Below are 26,475 nucleotides of genomic sequence, written 5' to 3'. Positions count from 1 at the left end.
TGCTTTTATTTAACCATTCGTCTGGCCAGAAGTTCGCTGACCCTCTCCGTAGGCATATCATCGCTGTCGTAAAGAAGTCCCTTGGGGCTCTTGATAATGAGCCGGTCCATGAGATTCTGACTGATGAGGTCATTGGTGGCAGAGAGGAAGGCCATGCAGGCTTTGTCGTGATGGTCCTTCGTAATGAGCCGGGAAAGGCCGGGAGCTTTCAGCCGCTGCTGAAGGAAGAGCTGGTGAATGGCCTTCCAGCTTTCCTTTTTCGGGCAGGCCCGAAGGAGTACGCAGATTTCATAGCCCATGTCTTTCAGGTAGGGAATATAGTCCAGCGTATGGGCCACGTTTTCCAGAGAACCTTCCTGGAGGATGTGGTACCGGCCTTCTGCCGCCTTTTTCATGGTCAGGTCCGACAGGTATTTCCCCTGTTCTATGGAAAAGCAGGCGCAGTACTGGCCGTATTTCTTGAGCAGCTGCCGGAAACGGGGGTGGAATCCCCGGAAATTATCACTCATGGACTGGATGATATTACCGCCGTACTCTTCGATAATCATGGAAGACATGCGGGTCTTTCCGGAACCGGGCTGTCCGGCAATGATGAAGGCCATGGGGTGCTTCTGATTTCCCGTTTTGTTTTCCTTCACCGACGGCCAAACAGTGCGCTCAAAGAGGTCATTCATTTCATCCTCATGAAAGCCGCTTTCCCTCTCAGCCATCTGGCGGGCAAGCTTCATGTTCACCGGACGGAAAATCTGGTCCGCCATGTAACGGGTTTCTATATTATATGCTTCCTGGAGCATGCCTACCTGGGTAGACATGGGAAGACCGTGTCCTTTGCGGAGCTCAATGAGTGACATCTCGCGGATGGTGGTGCGCCAGAGACTGTACAGACGGGACTCATCAGCCCTGTCGATTTCCACTTCATCTTTCACGGTCCAAAGCAGGTTGTGGATGGTGGTAAAAATTTCCGCATTCACTTCCAGCTGGATTCCCATAGGGGTAATTTCCGCAGATTCACTTAATTCGCTGATTGTCCGCTCGTCATAGGGCATAGCCTGACCAACTCCTTTTTATAAATACAATATACTATTATCAATCATAACAAAGAGCAGGGGATTTGTCTATTTTTTTAATGGGGAGTGGGGAATGGGGACTGGGGACTGGAGGCTGGGGACTGGGGAATGGAGAATCGGGAGCCGATGTAGGGACCAGCTGTCCGCTATCCGCTTACCGCTTTCCAAATTTGCTTATCGTTTTTTTAAATGATTTGAACAACCAACTGGGGACTCGGGAATCGGAAAGCTGACAGCCGACAGCTGGTAGCCGATAGCCGATAGTCGGGAATGGGGATTATGGCCCCTCTTTTACTCCCTTTTCTTTTCATGAACAGACCGCTTTCTGCCGTTATTAGTTCTCTTTGGGCGGGGTGTTCTTTAATTTGTTCAAATCTACAGCATCCGGTGTCTGCAGGAGGGGCGATGCATTCCAGGGGTGGTCGTATTTTACCAGGCATTCTGTGACCGATTCATAAGCAGCTTTTGCCAGGGCGGCGCCCAGTTCGGAGAAGGGGCCGGCGTCGGTGAAGAGGGGGCCCTTGGGATCGGTGATGAAGGTAATGCCGTCGGTGCCGGTTCCGGTGGCAGGAAGGCCGTTATTGACATCGGCAATGCCCAGGTCCTGAAGGGCGGCGGTTTTCCCTTCGGTCAGGGTGATGAAGGCCCTGGCCATAATGCCGTCGGGGAGGCGGCCTTTCAGGAGTACCATCATGTTGATGGTGCCCAGAGGCGCAAAGAGGCCTTCCTCTTCCCGGTAGAGGGCAGGGGAGGAGGCGCGGCAGGCTGTTTTTTCTACGCCGCCGGTGGTTACGATTTCCACGGTTACCGGACCGGTTTGGATGATTTTATGGGAATAAAGGCTTACGGTGGCGGCAGTGAGGAGGACGGCGCTTTCTTCGGGATCCGCAGTCAATCTTCTGGCGCACTCTTCCAGATAGGCTGATACGGAGCCGCCGGGGAAGTCTTTTTCCGATGGGTAATAGTGAGTGAGCCTGTGGTTTAAGGCATAGCGAATGGTTCTGAGTCCGCCGCCGTAAATGGCGGTGGAAAGGGAGCTGAGCGGCCGGTTTGAGGTAATAAGCAGGTCATCATCGGATACGGACAGAAAACATCCGGGAATGGCAAGTTCTATTTCTTCCATCATATTCTCCTTTGCATTTATAGTAATATTATTATACTATGGGTACCATGGTATGATTGAAGTGAATCCGAAAATATGATACCATGTAACTGAATTTATGTCAGTTTATGAGAATGAGGAGATTTCATGGTTATTATTCCTTATATAGTGCTCGCTGCGGTAGCAGCGCTTTTCTTTGCCGTTTCCTATTTCATTATCTGCGGTTTCCCCATGAAGCGCAGAAAAGCAGAAGAAATGGAGAACGGAGAGGAGGAAAAGAAGGGGCTTCCTGATTTGGAAAAGGAGAAGAAGTCTCCTGTCCATAAGGCCGCTCCCGTGGATGATGCTACCCGGATTATTCCTGTGAAACCGAAGCGCCCCGCTCCCGTGCGTTTTGATGAGGAGGAAGAGGAAAAGACGAAAGTGTTCACCAGGAAGGATTTTGGTGAATCCAAAGCCCGGGATGCCTTCTCTGCTGCCAGTACCGGCAGTCCCTTCCCGCCGGAAAAAGAACCTCATGTGTTTACTTCGGCGCCGGATCTTACATCGCTGGAGGAATACTTCGTCCGTCATTTCCTGAACCGCTACGGTGCTGTTTCTTCTACGGTGGAGCAGGATACCCGCCGGGTCACCCAGCATCTCATCGAAGGGCTCCACATGAAGAACCGGGAAGCCGTGGATACGCTGACCCATATTATGGTGCAGGAAGCCATGCAGAACGCCCAGCGCACCTATGTAATGATGCCTACGCCGACGGTGCTGGAAATGGTGACCGATGCCTTTTCCGATGTAGCCAGAGGCAGCCGGTCTGATACGAAGACTATCCTGGCCTATGATGCACTGAAGGCCATGCCCCGCATGGAGGAAAGTGAATTCCATGCCCTGGCGCTCCTTCTCATTTTCCACTATTCCAGAAATACGGACAATGTGGATGCAGAACATTTGAGAAAGTATGCGGAAAAGTACATTACGCCCTTCCTTTACAAGCTGCCCGATGAGTATACAGGCTACCAGCAGCTGGAGTATCTCCACTGCGTATCTCTGGCCAATAAGGATATTCCCTTTGGCCAGGTGCTTCATGATTCCTATCCTTTGATTTTCGCCTTCCGGGGCTGCATGAAGAGTGAGCTGGCTTCGGTGTACAGCGCCTGGCCGGAAGGCACTCTGGTGCCCAGTCTCTATAATTCCTATATCAAGCCGGCGGCTGTGGATGAATCTACTCTGGCAGGTCTCTTTGATGACATGGGTCTGGATGATGAGGTCACCAGAAGGAGCATCCTGGCGCTGGTGGAATCCCGTCCTGTGAATTATGACCGGAAGGAAATGGGATATATTCTCAGCAAGGTGTCCCCGGATCTGGAGAAGCTGCAGAATATCTGGGATAACAGCATGATCCGCCGTTCTTCCCTCACTCTGATGGGCATGTACATTGCAAAAATCTGTATCCGTGAAACCATTGGCGAAGATTTCGATCTCAGCCACTGGATGTAACTCCTTGATAAAAAGAGCTTCCTTGCGCCGGTTGGCTTTGGATTGGGGAATATTCAAAATCTGCCGTCCTGCGGCAGATTTTCTTTTGTTTCCGAAAAGCGGGGCAGGGATTGGATTTCATAAGTCTTTTGACGGAGTCGTCAACGTTTCTATCATTTGAAAAGGTGGGGTAACATGGGAATCTTTGATATCATTGGACCGGTGATGGTAGGGCCTTCCAGCTCCCACACCGCCGGAGCGGCCAGAATCGGACAGACCGCCCGGGCTATCCTGGGGGAACCGGTGAAGGAAGCCAGAATTACGCTCTACGGTTCCTTTGCAAAAACCGGCAAAGGCCATGGCACCGACCGGGCTCTGGCAGCAGGCCTTATGGGCTATTCGCCGGACAGCGGCACCATTCGTGATGCATTGAATATAGCCAAAGAGAGGGGCATCGATATTTCCTTCTATCTTTCGGAAGAGGATATGGGCCATCCCAATGTGGCCAGAATTGAAGCCTACGGAATTCACGGTGCCCATGTGGTGGTGGTGGGCCGCTCCCTTGGCGGCGGCCGCATTATGGTGACCAATATTGACGGTTACGATGTGGAAATCACAGGGGAAGAGTATACCCTCCTCACCAGGCACTATGATAAGCCCGGGGTGGTGGCAAAGGTGTGTGAAGAGCTGGCTAAAGAGAAGATTAATATTTCCACCATGCGTCTTTTCCGCAAGGGCAAGGGAAGCGATGCGGTCATGATCATTCACACTGACCAGCCCGTGCCTCCGGCAGTGGCGGAAAAAGTGAAGAATTCTAACGAGAACATTACCTACGTCATGGCTTTGGATATTATTTGAGGAGGGCTTTATGGAATATCATTCTATGAAAGAACTGTTTGCCGTGGCAGACGCAGAAAAATGCTCTCCCGGCATTATTGCCTGCCGTGTGGAAGCAGAAGAAAGCGGGAAAAGTTATGAGGAAATCTGGGCCCGCATGAAATATACCATTCCTATTTTCAGGGAGTCCATCCAGAAGGGGCTGTCCGATACCTCCAAATCAGCCAGCGGCCTGGTGGGCGGCGATGCAAATCGCCTGTTTACCGGACACATGCGCTTCATTTCCCCTCTGTGCCAGCGGGCTGCCTCCTATGCCATTGCTACGGCGGAGGCCAATGCGAAAATGTACCGCATCGTAGCCTGCCCTACGGCAGGGTCCTGCGGCATCGTTCCTGCCGTCCTTTCTGCGGTGGCGGAAGAAACCAATGCTTCCATGTATGACATCACCTGCGCCCTCTTTACAGCCGGCGCCATTGGCAGGGTGATTGCAGAAAAGGCATCCATTGCCGGTGCCGTAGGGGGATGCCAGGCCGAATGCGGCGCCGCCTGCGGCATGGCCGCGGCAGCTGCGGTAGATTTACTGAAAGGGTCCACCAGGCAGATAGGAAATGCCTTTGCCCTGGCTCTGAAAAATATACTGGGCCTGGTATGCGATCCGGTAGGGGGACTGGTGGAAGTGCCCTGCGTGAAGCGGAACGCCTTTCACGCAGTCCACGCCCTTCTGGCGGTGGAAATGGCCATGAACGGCATCGAAAGCGTCATCCCTCCCGATGAGGTAATCGAGGCCATGGGGGACGTGGGACGACGCCTCCCCGTAGAATTGAAGGAAACTAGCCGCGCCGGCCTGGCAGTTACGAAGACAGGCCGCAGAATCAATGAGGAAATCCTGAAAAAGTCGGCTATGGTGAAATAGCAGGAGTATTTATGCAGCAGGACGGAGTACGTTTTTTAGAAAAAGAAATCACAGAGATTAAAGTGGCAGTGATTGGCGATATGATGACTGACCGCTATATTACAGGCAGGGTGAACCGCATTTCTCCGGAGGCTCCAGTGCCGGTGAACCTGGTGGAATCCCAGCGGGAAGTACCCGGCGGCGCTGCCAATACGGCAGCCAATCTGGCGGCTCTTTCCTGCCAGGTCTATGCCTGCGGTATGAAGGGCAATGATGCGGACGGAGCGGTGCTTACCTCCCTCATGGAACAGGCAGGCATTGATATGTCCGGCATGATTTGTGCCGAGCATTACCACACCACTGCCAAAATACGGATCCTTGGCGCCCGTCAGCAGATGATGCGCCTTGATTACGAGGAAAAGAAGAATCCTTCTCCTGAAGAATGCCGTTTCGTGCTGGAATGGCTGGAAAATCTTCTGGCCCAAGGCCTTGGAGTCATTGTCCTTTCCGATTACGGCAAAGGCATGATTACCGCCGGACTTTCAGAGAAGGTGATTGCTCTTGCCCGGACATATAAGGTACCGGTGCTGGTGGATCCCAAGGGGGCCGACTGGACCAAGTATGACGGCGCCTTTGGCATTACGCCTAATCTGAAGGAACTGTCGGATTGCGTGGGCAGAGAAATTCCCAATGAGGACAAGGCAGTGGAAGAAGCAGGGAAGAAAGTGCGGGAAAAGTACCATCTTACCCATCTTTTTGTCACCCGGTCGGAAAAGGGCATTACCTGCATCAGCGAAAAAGGTGCCATTCATCGGGCTTCCGCCGCCCAGGACGTCTTCGACGTATCCGGCGCCGGTGATACGGTCATGGCTGTCACCGCCTCCGCCGTGGCCGCAGGTCTTCCGATGGATACCATTCTGGAATTGGCCAACAAAGCCGCCGGTATTGCGGTTTCCAAAGTAGGGACCTACCAGGTCCGGCGGGAAGAACTGATCCGAGCCTGGAACAGGAAAGGGGAAGTACGTCTTTCCTACCAGCCTCTGACCTGGAAAGAAGCGGAACAGAAGGTACGTCTCTGGAAGGAGAGGGGTGAAAAGGTGGTTTTCACCAATGGCTGTTTCGATATCCTTCACCGGGGCCATTTGACCTATCTGCAGCAGGCCGCTTCCCTGGGGGACCATCTGATTGTAGGCCTGAACAGTGATGAATCGGTGAAAAAGCTGAAAGGTCCCGAGCGTCCGGTAAACAGCGAAGAAGACAGGAGTTTCATGCTGGCCTCCCTTCGGAGTGTGGATGAAGTGGTTATTTTCGGTGAAGATACACCGGAAGAACTGCTGTCCCATCTGAAGCCGGATATTCTGGTGAAAGGCGGAGACTACAAAGTAGAAGAAGTGGCAGGAAGGCAGTATGCAGGGGAAGTGAAAATCCTTCCCTTCGTGGATGGTTACTCCACCACCGGCCTCATTCATAAGATTCGCAGGGACTAAGCCATGGAAGAAAAACATTATCAAGTGGACCTGACAAACAAAACCATTGTCCTCATTTACATGCTCTATTTCGGCGACATGGTTTCCATTTCCCCCTTTCTGGAAGTGCTCCGCCGGGAGGCGAAGGGGTCTAAAATCATCCTTGTCATGGATGCCCGTTTCCAGGAATCGGTGAAATACAATCCCAACGTGGATGAAATCATTCCCTTTGACCGCCACGGTAAGGAAAAGGGGATGGCTGCCACCTGGAAGCTGGGAAAGAAAATCGGAAAACTCCATCCTGATATTCTTCTGACCCTCCATGGCACCACCAGAAGCACCCTCCTGGCCCTGGCCATGGGGCCAAAGCACTGGGGCGGGGAAGAGGGCACCCGGATAGATTCCTTTTTCATGGACTGGCCCATGACCATTGAAACTTATAATTCCCATGCCGTGGACAAGTATCTGAAGGTACTGGAAAGGCTGGGGGTGAAAGATCTTCATCACAGCGGCATGCGTACCTTTACTTCTCCGGAATGGGACAGGAAGGCCCGGGCGTTTTATGAATCCCAGGGCATTCAGCCGGGTGACAGGCTGGCAGGTTTTTCCGTGGGAAGTTCCACGGCAGAAAAGAACTGGCCTGCAGAAAAATACGGACAAGTGGCTGACCATTTTGCGAAAAAAGGGCTGATTCCCGTTTTCTTCGGCGTGCCCTCGGAAATTCCTCTCATTGAAAAGGCAGTAAGCGCCATGGAATCGAAAAGGTACGTCATAGCCGCAGGAAAGCTCTCCATGGGCGAATTCATGGCAGCTGCCGGACGTTGCGCTCTGGCCTTTACCAACGACAGCGGCCCTATGTACGTGTTCGACAGCCGGGGTGTACCGACCATTGCCATGTTCGGCCCCAGCAATGCCAAATTCCACCATCCCCTGGGCCCCTGCTCCAAAGCCCTTTCTTCCTGGGATATGCCCATGGGACCGGAACATGTGAATAAAACCATAGCTTCCGGAAACTATACTCCCATTTCAGAAATCACCACAGAAGAAGTGATAGCTGCCGGTGAAGAGGCTCTGACTAAGTCGGAAAAGATGAAATAGCGTGCTGGCAGGATATGGTGGAACCAGGCTCTATCTGCGAAGGAAGACAGGGCATAAGTACCGGACAGGCAGGTCCTTTCCACAGGAGAGGGCGATATCCCTGCGGCGAAGCCGCCACCACTTCCTATTTGTACGAATGCTTTCTCATGATGGAGAAAGCATTTTTTTGTTGAATGTGATATAATCTACATGCAAATATAAAAATATTTCTATCAATTACGGGAGGCTCTATGCACCTTCTTTCTCTATTTCCTGCGCTGCAGGTCAGAAATTATCGAATATTCTGGATGACCCAGTGGATTGCGCTGATTGGATTCTGGCTTCAGCTCACTGCCCAGCAGTGGCTGGTATATACCATGACGGACTCTGCCTTTCTGCTGGGGCTGCTGGCTGCCTGCCAGTTTGCACCCAGCCTTTTTTTCACCCTTTTTACAGGGCTTTGGATTGATAAGCACAATAAACGGAAAATTCTTCTGGGAACCCAGCTTTTCTACCTTCTTCAGGCATCCCTTCTGGGTCTTCTTTTGTGGACCGGCCATGAAACCTATGGCTGGATACTGTTCTTTGCTTTCTTCATCGGCACCATTGACAGCTTTGACATGCCTGCTCGCATGGCCTTCATGCCGGAGCTGGTGGGGAAGAAGGCTCTTCACAGCGCCATCAGCCTGAACTCTGCCAATTTCAACATTACCCGTATGGCGGGTCCTCTTCTGGCGGCGTTCCTCTTGAAATATCTTTCCTACAGTACCATTTTCTTCATGAATGCCCTGTCCCTGATACCCATTATTTTTGCCTACAGCCGCATGGATGTGAATTCCGTCATCACTACAATGGAAGAACGGCATCCTCTCCATGAAATCAGGGAAGGTCTGATGCAGGCGAAAAATAATCCCCTCATCTATAAGAACCTTATTGCCGCCGGCATTGTGAGCGGGCTTATACTGAACATGGGCACCTACGGCCCTCTCTTTGCAGACCGGGTGCTTCATGCCGGTATTGACGGCTTCGGCTCCATTCTTTTCGCAGCCGGTGCCGGTTCCATGGTCAGCGGCCTTTTGGCAGGAGCATCCCGGAATCATCTGTCCCATGGGATGATTTTCGGATCCGCCATCCTTTGCGGCCTGCTCCTCATGGCAGTGAGCTTTGTATCCTATTTCATTCCTGCCCTGATTCTTTTCGGCCTTCTGGGCTTTTTCGTTATCGCCTTCATTGTGAACTGCAATACGGTGATCCAGATGGCATCGCCCAAGGAATTTCTGGGCCGCATTATGGGACTCTATACCTTCGTATTCCTGGGAAGTGCGCCTTTTGGCTCCCTGCTGGTGAGCGCCATCATCGAAGGGGTGGGAACTTCCCTGGGCCTTCTTCTGATAGGGGCTTTGGAAATCGCACTGCTCCTTCTCTTCGCACGGCCTGTAAAGGGTAAAGAAGCAGCGATTCATTTATAGGGCCTTCATCAGATTTTGTGTGCATGGCGGTTTATGGGATTTCTTCCATGGCCAGGCACCTTTATTTTTCTTGAAATGGCTATAAAATTCTTCTTAAGCAGGCTCCTTGCCTTTTAATACAGTTTCCGCTATACTATGGACATAGAATTTCAGAAAGGCAAAGGCGCTGATAAAAATCAGTACCTTTTTGCTTTCGGCGAAGATGCTGCCCCATGGCAGCATCTTTTTGTTTATGGGGGATTGAATGGATTATTATTTTATATAGTAGGCAGGAAGATTTCCTGTCAAACAGGAGGTGTTGATGATGCGAAAGCCAAAGATCGCGGTTATGCCGCTGTGGGACGAAGAAAAGGAAAGTATCTGGATGCTGCCGGGATACATGGATTCCATTAAAGAAGCTGGCGGAATTCCCGTCATTCTTCCTCTTCATTTGACAGAAGAGGAATTTGGAGACATGGCAGAGGACTTTGACGGGTTCCTCTTTACCGGCGGACAGGATATATCGCCTTCCCTCTATGGCGAAGAGAAACGGCCGGTCTGCGGGCCGGTGTGCCCGGCACGGGATGAGCTGGAAACTATGGTGTTCCATTACTGCTGGGATCATGATGTGCCGGCTCTTGGCATCTGCCGGGGCCTGGAACTGATGAATGCTCTCTTGGGCGGCAGCCTATATCAGGACATTGCTGCTGAATGTCCCACCCTTCATGCTCCGAACCATGTCATGGACTTTGCCTATGACTGGGTGGCTCATTTCAACAGCATCCTTACCGGAAGCCCTCTCTATGAAAGACTGGGTGTGAACTTCCTGGGCGTGAATTCTCTTCACCATCAGGCAGTGAAGAAGCTGGCGGAATCCCTGAAGCCCATGGCCGTATCGGAAGACGGTCTGGTGGAAGCGGCCTATGCACCGGCTAAGAAATTCCTCTGGGCCGTACAGTGGCATCCGGAATACTCCTATACCTACGACGGCTTGGATATGGCTATTTTCGAAGCCTTCACCGAAGCCGCCGGCAGCCGGACGGTTCACGGCCTCTCGCCTTTCCTCCCGCCGGACCTCACCACCCATGACACGATCCGCCTGGGGTAGGGGATGATAAATAATATATGATCATTAAAAGTGGCGTCTTTGACAGAAGGACGCCACTTTTAAGGTGGCGTCAGAGGCACCGGGATACCGGATTAAAGGGGCGGTCTTCTTCCTTTAAAAGGAGAGAGAATACTGCGAAGGAGGTGCCTGCTCTGGCGCCCAAAGGGCGCCCTGCCTCTTGCATTCTCCTTTTCTTTTCCATACAATAAAGGATACCTGTAAAGCAGGACAGGTATCCTTTATTGTTTTTCTAAGGAGGGCCTATGTATTCCTCTTCGTCTCCGGTATGGAAAGCACTGCATGAGGCTTTTCCCTGCACCATTCCCATATTTGCAGGGTTCTGGTTTATTGCCTTTGCCTATGGCTTTTATATGTATACCCTGGGCTTTTCTTTTATATATCCTACCCTTATGGCCATGTTCATATTTGGCGGTTCTCTGGAATTTGTGACGGTATCCATGCTGCTTTCTTCCTTTGCGCCCTGGCAGACGCTGGTGGTGGCACTGACGGTACAGGCCCGACATCTGTTTTATGGTCTGGCCATGCTGGAAAAGTACAGGGGAACGGGATGGAAGAAACCTTTCCTGATTTTCTGGATGTGTGACGAAACTTTTGCACTGAACTATTCCGCCACCATTCCTTACGATGTGGACAGGGGCTGGTACTATTTCTGGGTGTCTTTCCTGGATTATACCTACTGGGTTTCCGGCGCCATGATCGGCGGCCTGTTGGGATCCCTTGTTTCTTTTGATACGAAAGGCCTTTCCTTTGTGATGACTACCATGTTCCTTGTGGTATTTCTGGAGCAGTGGCTGAAGGAAGGGAAGCATTACACCGCCCTCATCGGCCTTGCCGCTTCGATACTCTCCCTTTTTTTCTTCGGAAAGGATGCCTTCATTATACCTGCCATGGCAGGTATGCTTCTGGTGCTTGCCCTGCTTAGAAAGCCCATAGAGAAAGCGGGTGGATTTTTATGACGTCCATGCCTTTGTGGCAGCAGATAGCGACCATAGCTCTCTGCGTTCTGGGAACCATGACTACCCGGTTTCTTCCTTTTCTGATTTTCAAACCGGGAAGCCGTCTTCCCGGCTATGTGAAATACCTGGGGAAAGCACTTCCTTCCGCCGTTTTTGCCCTGCTGGTGGTGTACTGCCTGAAGGATGTTTCCCTCCTCTCCGGCAGTCACGGCATTCCGGAAGCTCTGGGTATGGGGCTCACGGCTCTATTGCATCTCTGGAGACGGCAGATGCTTCTCTCCATGGCAGGGGGCACACTCTTTTATATGTTTCTGGTGCAGTATGTGTTCTGACGAACAATCATCAGTGCAGGCGAAAGGGACTCTTTTCTGTTCTGATTTCTTCATTTCTGCAGGTCAGGGGGAAAAGAAAAACGAAAAACAGTGCACAAAAAAAGAGTACCTTCCAGTACTCTTTTTTCCATGGTGACCGGTATGGGATTCGAACCCATACTCTCTGCGCTGAGAACGCAGCGTCTTAACCGTTTGACTAACCGGCCATGTATGATTTATTATACATGAATCGTCGCCTGAATGCAAGAGTTCTATTGGAGGAAAAAGATTCTCCATCTCCTGAGATTTATGAAAGACGGGCTCCCTCCGGGTGTGCTATAATTTCTGTAAGCTGATTTTGACATGGATGAAATCATCATTTCCTGAAGAGGAGGCAGGTTATGAATATAGAAGCAAAAAGAAAATATATGCTGCTCTGCATTGTGATTCTGCTGATTGCGGCCATTGCGGCAGGAACTTCCGATTTCTGGAAGGACAGCGGCGTGGAAAGCGCCAAGCAGGGCTATGTGGCGGTGATTCGTATAGATGGCCCCATTTATGGCGGTCCCGACACCGATTCGATTCTCTCCGGCAGCAGCGGTGTGACCAGTGAGCAGATTATGAAAGAGTTCCAGACAGCCCGGAAGGATCCCCAGGCCAAGGCCATCCTGGTGCGTATCAACAGCCCCGGCGGTTCCACGGGAGCCACCCAGGAAATTGCAGAGGAAATGGATAAGATCAGGAGCAGTGGCAAACCCATTATCATTTCCATGGGAGATATGTGTGCTTCTGCAGGCTACTGGCTGGCCAGCAAGGGCAATTACATCTTTGCATCTCCTGCCACGATTACGGGAAGCATCGGTGTGTACATGGATTACACCAATGTGGAAGACCTGATGGACAAGCTGGGCATTAAAAATGAAAAGATTAAGAGCGGCGCCCATAAGGATATCCTTTCCATGTACCGCCCCATGACGGGGGAGGAAAAAGAAATGGTGCAGACCATGGTGGATGATATTTACAACCAGTTTGTACAGACCGTAGCAGACGGACGCAAAATGGATGAAAATAAGGTACGCTCCATTGCAGATGGCCGGATTCTCACCGGAAAACAGGCCCAGGACCTGGGACTGGTGGACGCCATGGGCAATTATTACGACGCTTTGAGCTATGCAGCTTCCAGCGGCGGCATCCAGAGTGAAAATATTCCGGTGAAAAGTTATGGCAGCGGTGTTTCCCTGAAGGGCATCCTTTCCGGCGAGGCCAGAACTCTGTCTGGTGTCTTTGGAAAGGCGCTGGCCGATTCCTTCAAGGAGTCTGTGGCAGGCTCTTCTGTGCCGTCTATGAAGTAAGGAGGATTGTATGAATCAGTTTCTTGATCTGGCCATGGCCCTCATCCTTTCACCCCGGCAGGCCTTGATGGAAATCACTAACGAGGAAAAGCTGAAAGAAGGATTCTTCATCTGGATATTTGTGGTGCTTCTCATGTCCCTCTCCCTGTTTCAGCAGGGGCCGGGGCTGGTGATGCAGTTTCTTCTCATGGTTCTCTTCATGGGGGCGGCCCTTCTGGTGCACAGCGCAGTGATCGACTATATTTCCGGCTTCTGGGGCGGCATGGGTACCGCCAGAGGCATTACGGCAGGATTCATGGCGGCTTCTCTGCCCATGGCCTTTTCTGTTTTCTTTACCTTTCTGGCCGAAGCGGGTGTGGGTGCTCTGTCCGGCATAGGAAGCTTTGCTATCTGGATCTGGTCTTTCTACCTGGATGTGACGGCCATTGGACAGAATTATCGGTTCCGCCCGGGAAAATCTTTCCTCATTGCTTTGACCCCTTATATCCTCATTGTGATTTTCTTCATCGCCCTCATGGCCCTGGGGGTGGCCGCGGCGGTGGAGGGGATTGCCAATATGCAGGATATGCAGAGTCTTGAATCTATGATCACCCAGATGTAAAATAGAATCAAATAGTTGGCAGAGGCGCCGGAAATCATATCCCGGCGCCTCTGCCTGTTCAATTTCAAAAAGATACGGTTTGTGATATAATATGAAACGTATGTATAACTTGGATTGGATACACGCAGTTTCCCTATACAAATGAAAATCTTGAATCAGTATGAATATAAGGAGGAATACCATTTATGTGCGGTATTGTAGGTTATGTAGGCAGTGGAAATGCCACGAATTTTCTGATTGACGGACTCCGCCGCCTGGAATACAGAGGATATGATTCTGCAGGCATTGCGGTTTATGAAAATGGAAAAATCAACATTGAGAAAAAGCAGGGCCGCCTGGTGAATCTGGAAAATGAGCTGAAAAAGCATCCTCTCCAGGGCCATATTGGCATTGGACATACCCGCTGGGCTACTCATGGCAAGCCTTCCGACAGAAATGCCCATCCTCATGGAGACTGCCATAACCATTTTGTGGTGGTTCATAATGGTATTATTGAAAACTATCTGACTCTGAAAAAGGACCTTATGGAAAAAGGCCACGTTTTCAAGTCTGAAACGGACACGGAAGTGGTAGCTCATCTTCTGGAAGAGCTGGACGATGGCAATTTCCTTTCCACAGTCCGCAAAATGCTCTCCATCATCGAAGGCTCCTACAGCCTTGTGATTATGGACAGCTCCTATCCTGATACCATTATCTGTACCAAGAAGAACAACCCTCTCATCATCGGTCTGGGCAAAGGAGAAAACTTCATTGCCTCCGATATTCCCGCTGTGATTAACCATACCAGGGACATCTACATTCTGGATGATGAAGAAGTGGCGGTAGTGAAAGCTGACCAGGTCTCCATCCTTGACAGAGATGGAAAACCGGTGCAGAAAGAAATCCAGAAAGTGACCTGGTCTGCCGAAGCAGCAGAAAAGGGCGGCTATCCCCATTTCATGCTGAAGGAAATCTTCGAACAGCCTAAGGCCGTCCGCGATACGGTGCAGATCCATCTGAACAAAGACGGCTCCGTCACATTTCCTGATCTGGGCTGGACAAAGGAATGCTTTGAAAATATTGACAATATTCTTATTACGGCCTGCGGCACCGCCTACCATGCAGGTCTGGTGGCCAAGCACTACATTGAACGGTTCGTAAAGATTCCGGTTTCTGTGGAAATCGCGTCGGAATACCGCTACAGCAAACCCCTGACCACCAATCGCACCCTCTGCATCGTAGTGAGCCAGTCCGGCGAAACCATCGATACCCTGGAAGCACTGAAAGAAGCGAAGAAACACGGCGCCAAAAGTCTGGCTGTCACCAACTCCATCGGCTCCTCCATTGCCCGGGAAGCAGACCATGTCGTCTATACCCTGGCAGGCCCGGAAATCGCCGTAGCCTCTACCAAAGCTTATACCACCCAGCTGGTGGCACTCCTCATGCTGGCCCTGTACATGGCACAGCTCAGAGGCACCATTTCCATGGACCTTATCCATAAGATTACTGATGGATTGAAAGACCTGCCCAAGCAGATTGAAAAGGTACTGAAAGAAAAGGACCATATGGCTGAAGTGGCAGACCGCCTCATCAAAGCCCATGACATTTTCTATCTGGGCCGTTCCATCGACTATGCCATCGCCATGGAAGGGGCACTGAAACTGAAAGAAGTATCCTATATCCATGCGGAATCCTACGCAGCCGGCGAACTGAAACACGGCACCCTGGCCCTCATCACCGCCGATACCCCTGTGATTGCCGTAGCTACCCAGGATGCGGTGAGCTCCAAAATGTACAGCAATATCCAGGAAGTCAAAGCCCGGGGCGCTGAAGTCCTCGGCATCGGCTATGAAGATGATAAAGAACTGGGCAAGTACACCACTGAAACCGTACGGATCCCCAGAGTGGACTTCTTCATTGCCCCCATTCTGTCCGTCATTCCCATGCAGCTTCTCGCATACTATACCAGCGTGAAGAGAGGAAACGATGTGGATAAGCCAAGAAACCTGGCAAAATCAGTGACCGTGGAATAAGAAATACATGGGGCACAGGCATCCTTCGGGGCCTGTGCCTTTTCTTTCTATCAGACACGGTTGCGGAAACCTGTTTTTAAGCATAAAATAAAGAAAGTATATTTCATGGATAGGAGTTGTCATATATGAAGAAGATTATTTTAACCGGCGACCGTCCCACCGGACACCTTCACGTAGGTCACTATGTAGGATCCCTCAGAGAACGGGCAGCCCTCCAGAATTCCGGCAAGTTTGATGAAATTTACATCGAAATTGCTGACGCCCAGGCCCTGACGGACAATGCGGATAATCCTGAAAAAGTCAGGAAAAACGTACTCCAGGTCGCTTTGGACTACCTTTCCGTAGGTATCGACCCCGAAAAGTCCAATATCTTTATCCAGTCCCTGGTACCGGCCCTGCCGGAACTGACCATGTACTACATGAACCTGGTCACCGTATCCCGGCTGGAAAGAAACCCCACGGTGAAAGCGGAAATCCAGCAGAAACACTTCGAGGCCAGCATCCCTGCCGGCTTCCTCTGCTATCCTGTCAGCCAGGCAGCTGATATTACCGCCTTTGACGCCACCACCGTGCCGGTAGGGGAAGACCAGGAACCCATGCTGGAACAGACAAGGGAAATCGTACGGAAATTCAATGATATTTATGGCGAAACCCTGGTGGAACCGGAAATTGTCCTGTCCACCAATAAAGCAAGCCTCCGCCTGCCCGGCATCGACGGCAAAGCCAAGATGAGCAAATCCATCGGCAACTGCATTTATCTCTGCGAAAAACCGGAAGACATTGAAAAGAAAGTCATGTCCATGTTTACCGATCCCACCCATCTTCGGAGAGACGACCCGGGCCACGTGGAAGGCAACCCCGTCTTCACCTACCTGGACGCTTTCTGCAAAGATGAATATTTCGCAGAATTCCTGCCGGAATACAAGAACTTGGACGAAATGAAAGAACACTACACCAGAGGCGGTCTGGGAGACGTCAAAGTCAAACGGTTCCTTAACAACGTGATGCAGGCAGAACTGGCTCCTATCCGTGAACGCCGCCAGTACTGGGAACAGCACCTTGATGATGTGGTGGATATCCTCCGGAAAGGCACAGAAAAAGCGGCAGCCAAAGCCGATGGCACCCTCCAGCGGGTTAGAAAGGCCATGCGGATTAACTACTTTGAAGATGGCAACCTGTTAAAATAAAAATCATATCAAAAAAAGACGAAGGCTTCGGCCTCCGTCTTTTTTTCTGCAGGGAAAGGGGCAGCGGAAGAGGGGATGAAGGGACTAGGCATATGTATTAAGCTCATATATACCCACAAAGGATAGAAATAAATTAATTAATAGTAACTTCGGATAACTAATTAATTTTAAAATCCTCTTTTATAAGGTATATGAGGAAATCGCCTTTTATATCAATGTTCAAATAGATATAAGGAAATAGGCAGAATCACTACAGTATCATCGCTTTTTTATTATTTCAATAGGGCGGTTTTATCATTTATAACTTTTTAAAGATGAAGGCAACGTTCTATTTTCAAAATTCTCGAAGCGTATCGACAAACACTATTGCATTCGGAGGGGTAATGCATTAACATAAGACATATTAATTTTCTTGTGGTTTATAGGATTATATCTTTTTTCTGTATAGGATTTTGTATTTTCTTCGTGTCACCTGGCCATAGACCGGCAGTCTGTGTACCATTTTTGATCAAAGGAGATTTCATGAATAAAGTTTACAAGGTGGTCTGGAATCGCACAAAACATTGCTACGTTGTAGTTTCTGAACTGGCGAAACGGGCAGGCAAAAACAAGAGCACCTGCCTTACAGCGGTGGGAAAGGCCGCTGCAGCACTGGGGCTGGGGGCGGTGCTCCTTATGGGGAGCGCCGGCTCGGAGGTATATGCCGCAACAGGCAACAAAGTGATTGGCGGCAGTCAAAACGCAGTGACTGATGATAAAGGGAAAACGGACCAGGCAGCGGCTACCGGAGACTATTCCACGGTCAGCGGTGGATATCTCAACCATGCAGATGGAAACTACTCCAGTGTCAGCGGTGGCTCGAAAAACTATGCCAAAGGAGAAAACGCCAGTATCAGCGGCGGTGAAGATAATGAAGCCTGGGGCGACGCCTCCAGCGTCAGCGGCGGTGGGCAGAACAAGGCTACTGGCAAGGGGGCCAGCGTTGCCGGCGGTGCACAGAATCAGGCTGGCGGTGATTTTGCCACAGTCAGCGGCGGTACCGGCAATAAAGCCTTTGGCTATGGCTCCATCGTCATTGGCGGTACCGGCAATGTGGCGGGCAAGGTAGCCGTAGATGATAACGGGAAATACCTTACCGATGCCAATGGCAACCAGTATCCGGCCGATCAGGGCAAAGATCCCTTTTCCCGCATCGGTCAGGATTCCGTCGCCATTGGCGGCGTCTCGTCTTCGGTGCAGGGCAACTATTCCGTCGGCATTGCCGGCGGCAGTACCAGCGCAAAGGCTGCCAGCGGCCTGGCCGCTGGCAAACAGGCTACAGTTACCGTAGCTAATGGAGTCGCCATCGGCTATGAAGCAACGGCTTCGGTCATTGATCCGTCCCGAACTGCCGATACGCAGGGACGCATCGTATCTTTTGGCCATAAAAAAGGCGATACGTATTATACGGTAGATTATCAGGACCATACGGTTACGGAAAACAAATATGACTCCGATGCCTACAACCGTCTCATCAATGTGGCCGATGGCATCGATGACCACGATGTCGTCGTCATGGAACAGCTCAAGAATGCTAAGGCAGAAGCTGTGGCAACGGCCAAGAACCAGATCAAGGTCAAAGGCGATGAAAAGAACGTCCATGCCGTAGAAACGACAGACAGTGATGGGGTGCAGACCACCACCATCAGCCTGCTGCCGAAGGTCACGCTGCAGCAGGATACAGCCACGGATCCTACCGGCGCGAAACAGGTGGTGCTCGACGGCACGGCAGGCACCATTTCCGCCGGTCTCAGCACCGATGCAGCCAATTATATTTCCCTGGATGGCACGAAGGGCCTGGCCCAGGTGGGTGCTGTCAAGATTGGCAACCAGGACTTCACCTATACGTATGACAAGCCTGACGGAATGAATGATAACGGTACGGTGAAACTCACGTTCACCCGGGCTGATGCAAAAGGCACCTTTGTGACGGGCCTCTCCAACAAGACCTGGACGCCGGGCAACTATGTGACTGGCCGGGCAGCTACGGAAGACCAGCTGGAGCAGGCAGGCCGCCACTTCCTGAGCATCAAGACGGCTTATGTTGACGAGGATGGAAATCCAATCACGCCGGTTGCGGAAAACACGCTGGCTAACTATTACAATGACGGTGCCACAGGCTCGGCTTCCATGGCCTTTGGCGTAGGCACCACGGCACAGGGGAATCTATCCCTGGCCATGGGCGTCAACAGCTCCGCTTCGGGCCGGAATTCTCTGGCCATCGGCTACGATAACACGGCTTCTGGCACCCAGTCCGTGGCAGTGGGCAACGGCACCAATGCCAGCGGCAATTACTCCGTTGCCATGGGCCTAGGCTCTCAGGCAGGTACTCAGAATACAGATCCGGAATCCACGGACAATGGCGCTGCCGTAGCCGTTGGCTTTGAGGCCTCTGCAGAACAGACTGGCTCGGCTGCTTATGGCTATATGGCTTCGGCTAATAACTTTGAATCCTCGGCGTTTGGTACCAGTGCTACTGCAAATAAAGACGGCAGTGTGGCCCTGGGCGCTCATTCGGTAGCGAATAGAGAAAAAGGCGTAAAGGGGTACTTAATTCCGGATGAAGTCAATGACATTATAATCAAAGAGGAGGGAGATAAAGGCAATACTTCAGCCGATACAAAAATAGATACCGCTATCTGGATGTCTACAGATGGTGCAGTATCTCTTGGCGGTAAAACGCAGAATGCTGCCGGCCAGGATGTTACTATTTCCCGCCAGATCACCAACCTGGCCGCCGGTTCCGAGGACTCCGATGCCGTCAATGTGGCTCAGCTCAAGGCAGTGGAGAGCAAGGGCCTGAACTTCCAGGGGAACAATACGGATACCACTGTCCACATCAATCAGGGCGGCACGCTCCTGCTCCAGGGCAGTGGCACCAAGGCGGATGAAGAATACTCCGCCCAGAATGTGAAGGTCTTAACGGATGCACAAAACCAGCAGCGCCTGTCCATTGCCCTGGACAAGAATCCGGACTTCGATTCGGTGACGGCAGGTACGGCACTGACCGACGCAGATAACGGCAAAGCCGGCTCCATCAAGATCGTTGGAGCAGACAGCAACAATGCCAATAAAGCCACGACTATCATGGCGGGCTATGCCGCTTCGCCGGAACTCGCCGGCGCTAATGGCACGGGCCGCATCAGCTATACCGACGGGGATGGCACGGCTCATACCGTGGCGACCCTTGGCGATGGCCTCAAACTGGCCGGCGACACGGGAACGGGCAGCGTTGCTTTGGACAACACCCTCACCGTTTCCGGCGGCGCCAAGAATCTGGCAGATGTCAGTAATATCGGCGTCACGGCCAACGGCTCCACCCTTTCCCTGAAACTGGCCAAGAACATCACCGGCCTCGATACGGTGATGGCCGGCGGCGTCAAGATGGGCACGCAGACCGATGGCAATGATACCACCAAGAGCGGCAATTACGTCACCGGTCTTGACAACAAGACATGGACTGTAGGGCAGACCAATCCTGTTTCCGGCCGGGCAGCTACGGAAGACCAGCTGAAAAGCGTCTCTGATGTAGTAAATAGCAACAAGACCCAGATTACGACCAATACGGATAATATCGCCAAAGGCCTTAATTTCTCTGCCAATACCAAGACAGGCGATACTTACAAGGTCGTTAACCGTGCCTTGGGGGATACAGTGGCAGTCCGCGCCAATGATGCCCAGTCCGGCCATACCTACAAGATGGACAACCTGACCACGGAGATCGACGACAACGGCATCATCACGGTGAAGATGGACACCCAGCTCACCGCGGATAAGGTGACCGTTGGCACAGGCAACAATGCCATCACCCTTGACGGAAGCAATGGCAATGTGACCACCGGCTCGTCCACCCTGGGCACTACGGGCCTGACCATCGCCAATGGTCCCAGCGTCACCACGGGCGGCATCAGCGGCGGCAACCAGAAGATTACGGAGGTAGCCAGCGGCGCATCCGGCACGGATGAATCGAGCAACCCGATATATGGCACAGACACCAACGGTGCCAACATCGGCGATGTCAAGAAAATCGCCGCCAAGACGGTCACCGTCAGCAAGGACAGCACCAAAAACAATACGAAGGTCACCAAGACCACCAAGACGGATGGCACCGTGGATTATGAAGTGGCCCTGAATGATACCCTGACTCTGGGGGACAATGGTGCGGTACTGAACGGCACTGCCGGGACCCTGTCCCTGGGGACCCTGCTGTTCATGGATGGAATCAATGGCTACGGGACCATCGGCAGCCTCCATTTGGGAAATTATGGCTCTGACAGCACCTGGTCTCTGAAGGACAATAAGGGGAACGCTGTTTCGTCAGGCACCTATCTGACCGGTCTCACCAATACTTCCTGGACCACCGCGGACCCCACCTATGTAAGCGGCCGGGCGGCCACGGAAGATGAGCTGGCCGCCGTTTCCTCCACCGTGAATGCCGGCTGGAAAGCCCAGATTAACGGCACGACGGATGTGAAGACCGTTACACCCACCAATAATACCCTGAACTTTGTAGCAGGAGATAACATTGCTCTTACACAAAACGGGGATATCCAGATTGCTACCACTTCCAATGTGAACTTTGCCACGGTCCGGGTAGGCGGCACCGGTGGCACCGACGGCACCTATACCGGAGGTATTTACCTGGGCAGCCAGGCCGGCGGCGGCGCCAATGGCAGTGCTACGTCCAACATTACCAGCATCACCGGCCTGCAGAATACCACCTGGGTGACGGATAATTATATGTCTGGCCGGGCAGCTACAGAAGATCAGCTGAATGAAGTTGCCCAGCAGATCAAAGGTGAGTTCAGCACATCCGATGTTTTTGTATCGGGAGGATCCGTTTCCTATAATGAGGCAACAGGCGAAGGTACTGGTACGCTGAATCGTTCTAACAATACAACCGGTCAAATCACCGGTCTCCATGACTACTATGTGACCGGTGGCAGTGTCAGCACCGATGGTAAAACGCTGACCTTGACGAAAAACGGCGGGACAGCTATCCCAGGTATTGACCTGACTAGTGTACTGAATCAGGACAGCCACCTGGTGGCTGCTGACAGTGGGGAATACACGGTAGGCAGCGATGGCAAGGTAACGCTCCAGGTGAAAAATAACGTAGCGAGAAGTACGCCTACGAATGTAGTGATTTCCGGCATCGCCAGCAATGCGGCTCTGCAGCAGGGCCTGAATTTCAAGGCCAATGCTGCTGAAGAAACGGATGGCAGTGATACCTACAATGCCCAACTGGGAGGAACTGTCAGCGTGTTGGGTGGTGCAGCAAAAGAGAAGCACACCTATAACACGGACAACATCACCACTACCATGGACAACGGCACCATTACGGTGAAACTGGACGATGACCTGACGGCCAACAGCCTGACGGCAGGGTCGAATACCGTTGATGGCAGCGTAAAAGTCACCGGTGCCAAGGGTGCCTATGTGGAGATGGACGGCAGTGACGGTTCCATTCATCTGGGTAACAACGGCGGCCGCTATTCGGCACTGTATCAGAACTATGGCGGCAAGGGCTTCCTGTCTTCTGAAACCTCGCCCCGCCTGGAATATGCGGTAGACAATGCCCCGAACACGCGCCATACCATTGCCACCCTCGATGATGGCATGAAATTTGCCGGTGATGATGCTAAGAACGATTCAACAAAGGTGGTCAGCAGGACGCTCAACAGCACCTTAAATATCACGGGCGGTGCTGCTGCTAACTTGACGGACGGCAACATCGGCGTGGTGGAAAACGATGCCGGTGACGGCCTGACCATCAAGCTGAACAAAGACCTGACGGATATGGGCACCATCAGCTTTGCGCCGACTGCAGGCACCACCGGCAGTGGTATCAAGATTGGCTCCCAGACCATTGCCAACAACGGTACCAGCCCTAACTCTGCGACTGGCGACTACATCACGGGCCTGACCAACACGAAGTGGTCGAAGGACGGCATCGTCAGCGGCCGGGCGGCTACGGAAGACCAGCTCCAGCAGGTGGCCAAGTCCATTGTCAATGGCTCGGCTACGGGCGGCGGCTTTGGCCTCAGCGCAGATAAGGCAGACAGCGCGAATGCGAAAGAGGTCAAGCAGGATCTCGGCAGTTCCATCAAGATTACTACTGGCGGTGACACCAACCTGTCCACGCAAGCAGATTCTGCCAACAAGGCCATCGTCGTTTCTCTGAATAAAGAATTGAACCTGACGAAGACAACCCTTACGGATGAGACAACTGGAGCCACTACGGTGGTAGATGGTAATGGTGTTGTCATTACGCCGAAGCAGGGGTCTGATGCGGACAAGGTAAAACTGACCACCGATGGCCTGTCCAACGGCGGCAAGCAGATTACCAATGTACAGAGCGGCCTGACTGGTACGACCATTAAAGATGCTACTGGGGATGTGTTGAACCATGCAGCAACCATTGGCGACCTGAAGACTGTCAGCAATGGCGTGAAGACAGACCTGACAGCTACGGGTTTGAACTTTAAAGGCAATAATGTTAAAGGCAATAATGAGGATAATACGGTTCATCGGAATCTGGGCGAAACCTTGATCATTCAGGGAACCGGTGCAAATGGCCGCGACTATGATGGCGGCGCCAATGTGCAGGTCCTGGCTAATAAAGATACGGGCACCCTGACCGTTCAGCTGGATCGTGACCTCAATGCCCATACCATGACGTTGGGGAAAGCAGGTGCACCAGGTGTTGATGGTGAAACCGGTATCCTCAAGATTAACGGCCAGAATAAGGACGGTAGCATCAGTCCTGTTTCCGTCAAGGCGACTTATGCCGATACGACGCAGGATAACACGACGACTTTAAAGACGGCCATGTCCCGTATTACCTATGATGGCGGTAATGGTCATTCTCATACGGTAGCTACGCTGGAAGATGGTTTGCAGCTCTCTGGTGATAATGGTGAAACAGCCAACACCACGCTCAATAAGAAAGTGACCATCAAAGGCGGCGTCGCGAAGGACAAGCTGGTGGACAACACCACGGACCCCAAGAAGAACAACAACATCGGCGTCATTGCCAGCCAGGATACGGATGGCAATACTACCCTTTCCCTGCAGCTGGCCAAGGATATCACCGGTCTCAATACGGTGACGGCCGGCACGGTGGTCATGGGCAATCAGACGGTCATCAGCAAGGGAAATGTATCAAGCACCGGAAACTATGTCACCGGCCTTGGAAATACGATCTGGGACGGTAAAGACTATGTTTCCGGCCGGGCGGCTACGGAAGACCAGCTGAAGACAGTCAGCGATTCCATTCAGAAATCGGTAGGGAATGCCCAGTTCGGCATTACAGCGGGTGGCCTGGCTGATGGCGGCGATGTCACCATCAAGCAGAATCTTGGCAGTGCCATCCGCATCTATGGCGATGCTCCGGTAACTAACGAGAAAAACGATGGCTCCGGGGATTTTTGGGATCGCAGCAAGGCCAACATCCTGACCAAGGTGAAGAAGGACCATGATGGCAAGGACTACGTCTCCGTAGAACTCCAGGATCATCTCGAAGTGGGTACTCACGCAGGGAAGGATACAGATAGCAAGGATGTTGCCGGTGTGGACGGCAGTATGCAGTTCAAGGGCGCTTCTACCAAAGAGGTGAACATCACTGGCGATAGTGGCATTGCCCTGAGCGACGGCGATGGCAACGCTAGGACAGTGACGGCTGCACTCCGCCAGGACACGGGCGTTGGCTATCTAGATCTTACCGGTTCTAAGGGTGCGTTCACCAGCCTGTTTGCCCAGAATGGGGCACAGAATCTGTCTCAGGATAATACTTCTAAGACTCGTCTGACCTATAAGGACCAGAATGATAAGTCTCATGATGTAGCTACCATGGACGATGGCCTCGTCGTCGCTGGTGACAACGGACAGGTGACGCGCCTGCTGAACAGCACGCTGAAGCTGTCCGGCGGTGAGACAGATACGACTAAGCTTTCCAGTGGACAGAATATCGGTGTTGTCGCCAATAAGGATAACGATGGCTTTGATATCAAACTGGCCAAGGACCTCACCGGCATCGAAAGCATTACTATGACGGGCGGCCTCAAGCTCAATAGCGCCAATGGCTCGTCGACAATCACGGGCCTGACGAATAAGAGTGTCGATTTGCCTGACTTCGGCAAAGTTGGCCGGGCTGCTACAGAAGAACAGCTGCAGCAGGTGAAGGGCAGTATCACTGACGCTAACCAAGGCGGCGGCTTCGGCTTGGCAGATGACAAGGGGAATGCTGTCAAGGCAGACCTCGGCAGTACCATTGGCATCCATGGGGATGGCAATATCACGACTGCTGTTTCTGACGATGGAAAATTGCTTAACATCGGCCTGAAGAAAGATGCGGACCTCGGCAATGATGGCTCCATCAAGGCTGGCGGTTTCACGATTGACAGCAAAGGCATTGACGCTGGTGGCAAAAACATCACCAACGTGAAGAGCGGTATCGTCAATAGGGACGACAGAGACAATACCAACGCTGCCAATATCGGCGATGTGAAGACCCTTGCCGGTGAGGCTGCCAAGACGGAAATCGGCAAGCTGGGCAGCCGGGACTTTGCCGGAGACGACGGAGAAACCGTCTCCAGAGGCCTGGGCGAATCCATGAAACTGTCCGGCGGTGCGGATACGTCCAAGCTGACAAATGGCAACATCGGTGTGGTCAAGAACGCCGCTGGCGACGGTCTGGATATCAAGCTGTCCAGCGAACTCAAGGGACTTACCAGCGTTACCACGGGCAATAGTACTTTGAACAACGACGGCCTGACCATCAACAACAGTGAAGGCAAAGTTGGTACGACCATCACCAATAGCGGCATCAAGATTGCCGCTAACGGCGACAATACCCATGCTGTGGAAATCACAAACAGCAATGTCTCCATGGGCGGCCAGCAGATTCACGATGTGGCACCGGGGATCAGTGATACCGATGCGGTGAACGTGAGCCAGCTGAAAGGTCTGGTCAGCGGCGTGGATGGAGCTGTAAACAAGCTGAACAATCGCCTGAACCGGGTTGGTGCCGGGGCAGCTGCTCTGGCGGCGCTTCATCCGCTGGATTTCAATCCGGAAGAAAAGTGGAACTTTGCTGCTGGTTTCGGTCACTATGTGAATGCCAAGGCCGGTGCCATCGGCGCCTTCTACCAGCCTAATGAAGATACCCTCTTCTCTCTGGGCGGCAGCTGGGGCGGCGGAGAAAACATGGTCAATGCAGGCGTCAGCATCCGCCTGGGCCATGGAAACTCCATCATAGGTTCCCGTACCGTTATGGCCAGAGAAATCATGGCCTTGAAGCAGCAGGTGGAAGCACAGAACCTGAAGCTTAAGGAAAATGAAGATTTGAAGGCCCGACTTGCCAAACAGGACCAGGAAATCGCAGAACTGAAAGCTATGGTTCTTAAGCTGGCGGCTAAAGGCTGATTTCATAGATGCAGAGTAAAAACACCCGAAAGTGATTCTGAAAGAGTCAACTATCGGGTGTTTTTGCATGGATGGTTTTGCCTGTCTCGGATTCTGCATAGAG

16 protein-coding genes and 1 tRNA gene are annotated in these 26,475 nt (G+C 52.1%); 14 read left to right on the top strand and 3 right to left on the bottom strand.

Annotated elements, in window-relative coordinates; translation table 11 throughout:
• Window positions 1-5: 5 nt before the first annotated feature.
• Together NW747_RS09735 and NW747_RS09730 are read right to left on the bottom strand one after the other, a co-directional pair.
• Window positions 6-1,046 (bottom strand): zeta toxin family protein, encoded by a 1,041-nt coding sequence (locus NW747_RS09735; protein WP_273187203.1) that lies wholly within the window; start codon window positions 1,044-1,046, stop codon window positions 6-8.
• 355 nt (window positions 1,047-1,401) lie between these two features.
• Window positions 1,402-2,190 (bottom strand): adenosylcobinamide amidohydrolase, encoded by a 789-nt coding sequence (locus NW747_RS09730; RefSeq protein WP_273187202.1) that lies wholly within the window; start codon window positions 2,188-2,190, stop codon window positions 1,402-1,404.
• Window positions 2,191-2,316: 126 nt separating this feature from the next.
• Here NW747_RS09730 and NW747_RS09725 point away from each other — a divergent pair, with 126 nt between their 5' ends.
• The 9 genes from NW747_RS09725 to NW747_RS09685 all read left to right on the top strand — a co-directional run bounded on the left by NW747_RS09725 (window position 2,317) and on the right by NW747_RS09685 (window position 11,776).
• A complete protein-coding gene (locus NW747_RS09725; RefSeq protein WP_273187200.1) occupies window positions 2,317-3,660 on the top strand; it encodes an LPO_1073/Vpar_1526 family protein in 1,344 nt (447 codons plus the stop codon).
• 174 nt (window positions 3,661-3,834) lie between these two features.
• The gene (gene sdaAB / locus NW747_RS09720) at window positions 3,835-4,497 is read left to right on the top strand and encodes an L-serine ammonia-lyase, iron-sulfur-dependent subunit beta (protein WP_273187198.1); all 663 of its coding nucleotides are present in this window, start codon (window positions 3,835-3,837) and stop codon (window positions 4,495-4,497) included.
• Between the two features lie 10 nt (window positions 4,498-4,507).
• Entirely contained in the window at window positions 4,508-5,389 is an 882-nt protein-coding gene (sdaAA, locus tag NW747_RS09715; protein ID WP_008858784.1) for an L-serine ammonia-lyase, iron-sulfur-dependent, subunit alpha, read from the top strand.
• Between the two features lie 11 nt (window positions 5,390-5,400).
• Window positions 5,401-6,855, top strand: coding sequence for a D-glycero-beta-D-manno-heptose 1-phosphate adenylyltransferase (rfaE2, locus tag NW747_RS09710; RefSeq protein WP_273187196.1), 1,455 nt, complete (start codon window positions 5,401-5,403; stop codon window positions 6,853-6,855).
• Between the two features lie 3 nt (window positions 6,856-6,858).
• Window positions 6,859-7,932, top strand: a complete 1,074-nt coding sequence (locus NW747_RS09705; protein ID WP_273187194.1) for a glycosyltransferase family 9 protein — start codon at window positions 6,859-6,861, stop codon at window positions 7,930-7,932.
• A gap of 230 nt (window positions 7,933-8,162) precedes the next feature.
• The gene (locus tag NW747_RS09700; protein WP_273187192.1) at window positions 8,163-9,380 is read left to right on the top strand and encodes an MFS transporter; all 1,218 of its coding nucleotides are present in this window, start codon (window positions 8,163-8,165) and stop codon (window positions 9,378-9,380) included.
• 301 nt (window positions 9,381-9,681) lie between these two features.
• Window positions 9,682-10,467 (top strand): gamma-glutamyl-gamma-aminobutyrate hydrolase family protein, encoded by a 786-nt coding sequence (locus NW747_RS09695; protein WP_273187190.1) that lies wholly within the window; start codon window positions 9,682-9,684, stop codon window positions 10,465-10,467.
• Between the two features lie 263 nt (window positions 10,468-10,730).
• The gene (locus NW747_RS09690) at window positions 10,731-11,444 is read left to right on the top strand and encodes an AzlC family ABC transporter permease (protein ID WP_273187189.1); all 714 of its coding nucleotides are present in this window, start codon (window positions 10,731-10,733) and stop codon (window positions 11,442-11,444) included.
• Entirely contained in the window at window positions 11,441-11,776 is a 336-nt protein-coding gene (locus NW747_RS09685; protein WP_273187187.1) for a branched-chain amino acid transporter permease, read from the top strand. Before NW747_RS09690 ends, NW747_RS09685 begins: the two co-directional genes overlap by 4 nt.
• Before the next feature lie 130 nt (window positions 11,777-11,906).
• Here NW747_RS09685 and NW747_RS09680 read toward each other — a convergent pair.
• Window positions 11,907-11,982 (bottom strand) — tRNA-Glu (locus tag NW747_RS09680).
• 174 nt (window positions 11,983-12,156) lie between these two features.
• Here NW747_RS09680 and sppA point away from each other — a divergent pair.
• The 5 genes from sppA to NW747_RS09655 all read left to right on the top strand — a co-directional run bounded on the left by sppA (window position 12,157) and on the right by NW747_RS09655 (window position 26,372).
• Window positions 12,157-13,107: a signal peptide peptidase SppA gene (sppA, locus tag NW747_RS09675; RefSeq protein WP_273187185.1), complete on the top strand. Its 951-nt coding sequence runs from the start codon at window positions 12,157-12,159 to the stop codon at window positions 13,105-13,107.
• A 10-nt stretch (window positions 13,108-13,117) separates the two neighbouring features.
• Window positions 13,118-13,708, top strand: coding sequence for a YIP1 family protein (locus NW747_RS09670; RefSeq protein ID WP_273187183.1), 591 nt, complete (start codon window positions 13,118-13,120; stop codon window positions 13,706-13,708).
• A gap of 185 nt (window positions 13,709-13,893) precedes the next feature.
• Window positions 13,894-15,720 carry a glutamine--fructose-6-phosphate transaminase (isomerizing) gene (gene glmS, locus NW747_RS09665; protein ID WP_273187182.1) on the top strand — a complete coding sequence of 609 codons (1,827 nt, stop codon included), beginning with the start codon at window positions 13,894-13,896 and terminating at the stop codon, window positions 15,718-15,720.
• A gap of 125 nt (window positions 15,721-15,845) precedes the next feature.
• Window positions 15,846-16,907 (top strand): tryptophan--tRNA ligase, encoded by a 1,062-nt coding sequence (trpS, locus tag NW747_RS09660; protein ID WP_273187181.1) that lies wholly within the window; start codon window positions 15,846-15,848, stop codon window positions 16,905-16,907.
• Window positions 16,908-17,429: 522 nt separating this feature from the next.
• Window positions 17,430-26,372: an ESPR-type extended signal peptide-containing protein gene (locus NW747_RS09655; RefSeq protein ID WP_273187179.1), complete on the top strand. Its 8,943-nt coding sequence runs from the start codon at window positions 17,430-17,432 to the stop codon at window positions 26,370-26,372.
• Window positions 26,373-26,475: the final 103 nt, after the last annotated feature.

Origin of the sequence: Dialister succinatiphilus, from assembly GCF_928721695.1 — a bacterium.
Lineage (GTDB): Bacteria > Bacillota > Negativicutes > Veillonellales > Dialisteraceae > Dialister > Dialister succinatiphilus.
Note: the sequence above shows the minus strand (reverse complement) of the source record. Positions and strands in the feature narration are given on the sequence as shown.

Bases quoted from the DNA above. Each gene is read 5' to 3' on its own strand.
- NW747_RS09735 (WP_273187203.1), bottom strand. From the start codon at position 1,046: ATGCCCTATGACGAGCGGACAATCAGCGAATTAAGTGAATCTGCGGAA.
- NW747_RS09730 (WP_273187202.1), bottom strand. From the start codon at position 2,190: ATGGAAGAAATAGAACTTGCCATTCCCGGATGTTTTCTGTCCGTATCC.
- NW747_RS09725 (WP_273187200.1), top strand. From the start codon at position 2,317: ATGGTTATTATTCCTTATATAGTGCTCGCTGCGGTAGCAGCGCTTTTC.
- sdaAB (WP_273187198.1), top strand. From the start codon at position 3,835: ATGGGAATCTTTGATATCATTGGACCGGTGATGGTAGGGCCTTCCAGC.
- sdaAA (WP_008858784.1), top strand. From the start codon at position 4,508: ATGGAATATCATTCTATGAAAGAACTGTTTGCCGTGGCAGACGCAGAA.
- rfaE2 (WP_273187196.1), top strand. From the start codon at position 5,401: ATGCAGCAGGACGGAGTACGTTTTTTAGAAAAAGAAATCACAGAGATT.
- NW747_RS09705 (WP_273187194.1), top strand. From the start codon at position 6,859: ATGGAAGAAAAACATTATCAAGTGGACCTGACAAACAAAACCATTGTC.
- NW747_RS09700 (WP_273187192.1), top strand. From the start codon at position 8,163: ATGCACCTTCTTTCTCTATTTCCTGCGCTGCAGGTCAGAAATTATCGA.
- NW747_RS09695 (WP_273187190.1), top strand. From the start codon at position 9,682: ATGATGCGAAAGCCAAAGATCGCGGTTATGCCGCTGTGGGACGAAGAA.
- NW747_RS09690 (WP_273187189.1), top strand. From the start codon at position 10,731: ATGTATTCCTCTTCGTCTCCGGTATGGAAAGCACTGCATGAGGCTTTT.
- NW747_RS09685 (WP_273187187.1), top strand. From the start codon at position 11,441: ATGACGTCCATGCCTTTGTGGCAGCAGATAGCGACCATAGCTCTCTGC.
- sppA (WP_273187185.1), top strand. From the start codon at position 12,157: ATGAATATAGAAGCAAAAAGAAAATATATGCTGCTCTGCATTGTGATT.
- NW747_RS09670 (WP_273187183.1), top strand. From the start codon at position 13,118: ATGAATCAGTTTCTTGATCTGGCCATGGCCCTCATCCTTTCACCCCGG.
- glmS (WP_273187182.1), top strand. From the start codon at position 13,894: ATGTGCGGTATTGTAGGTTATGTAGGCAGTGGAAATGCCACGAATTTT.
- trpS (WP_273187181.1), top strand. From the start codon at position 15,846: ATGAAGAAGATTATTTTAACCGGCGACCGTCCCACCGGACACCTTCAC.
- NW747_RS09655 (WP_273187179.1), top strand. From the start codon at position 17,430: ATGAATAAAGTTTACAAGGTGGTCTGGAATCGCACAAAACATTGCTAC.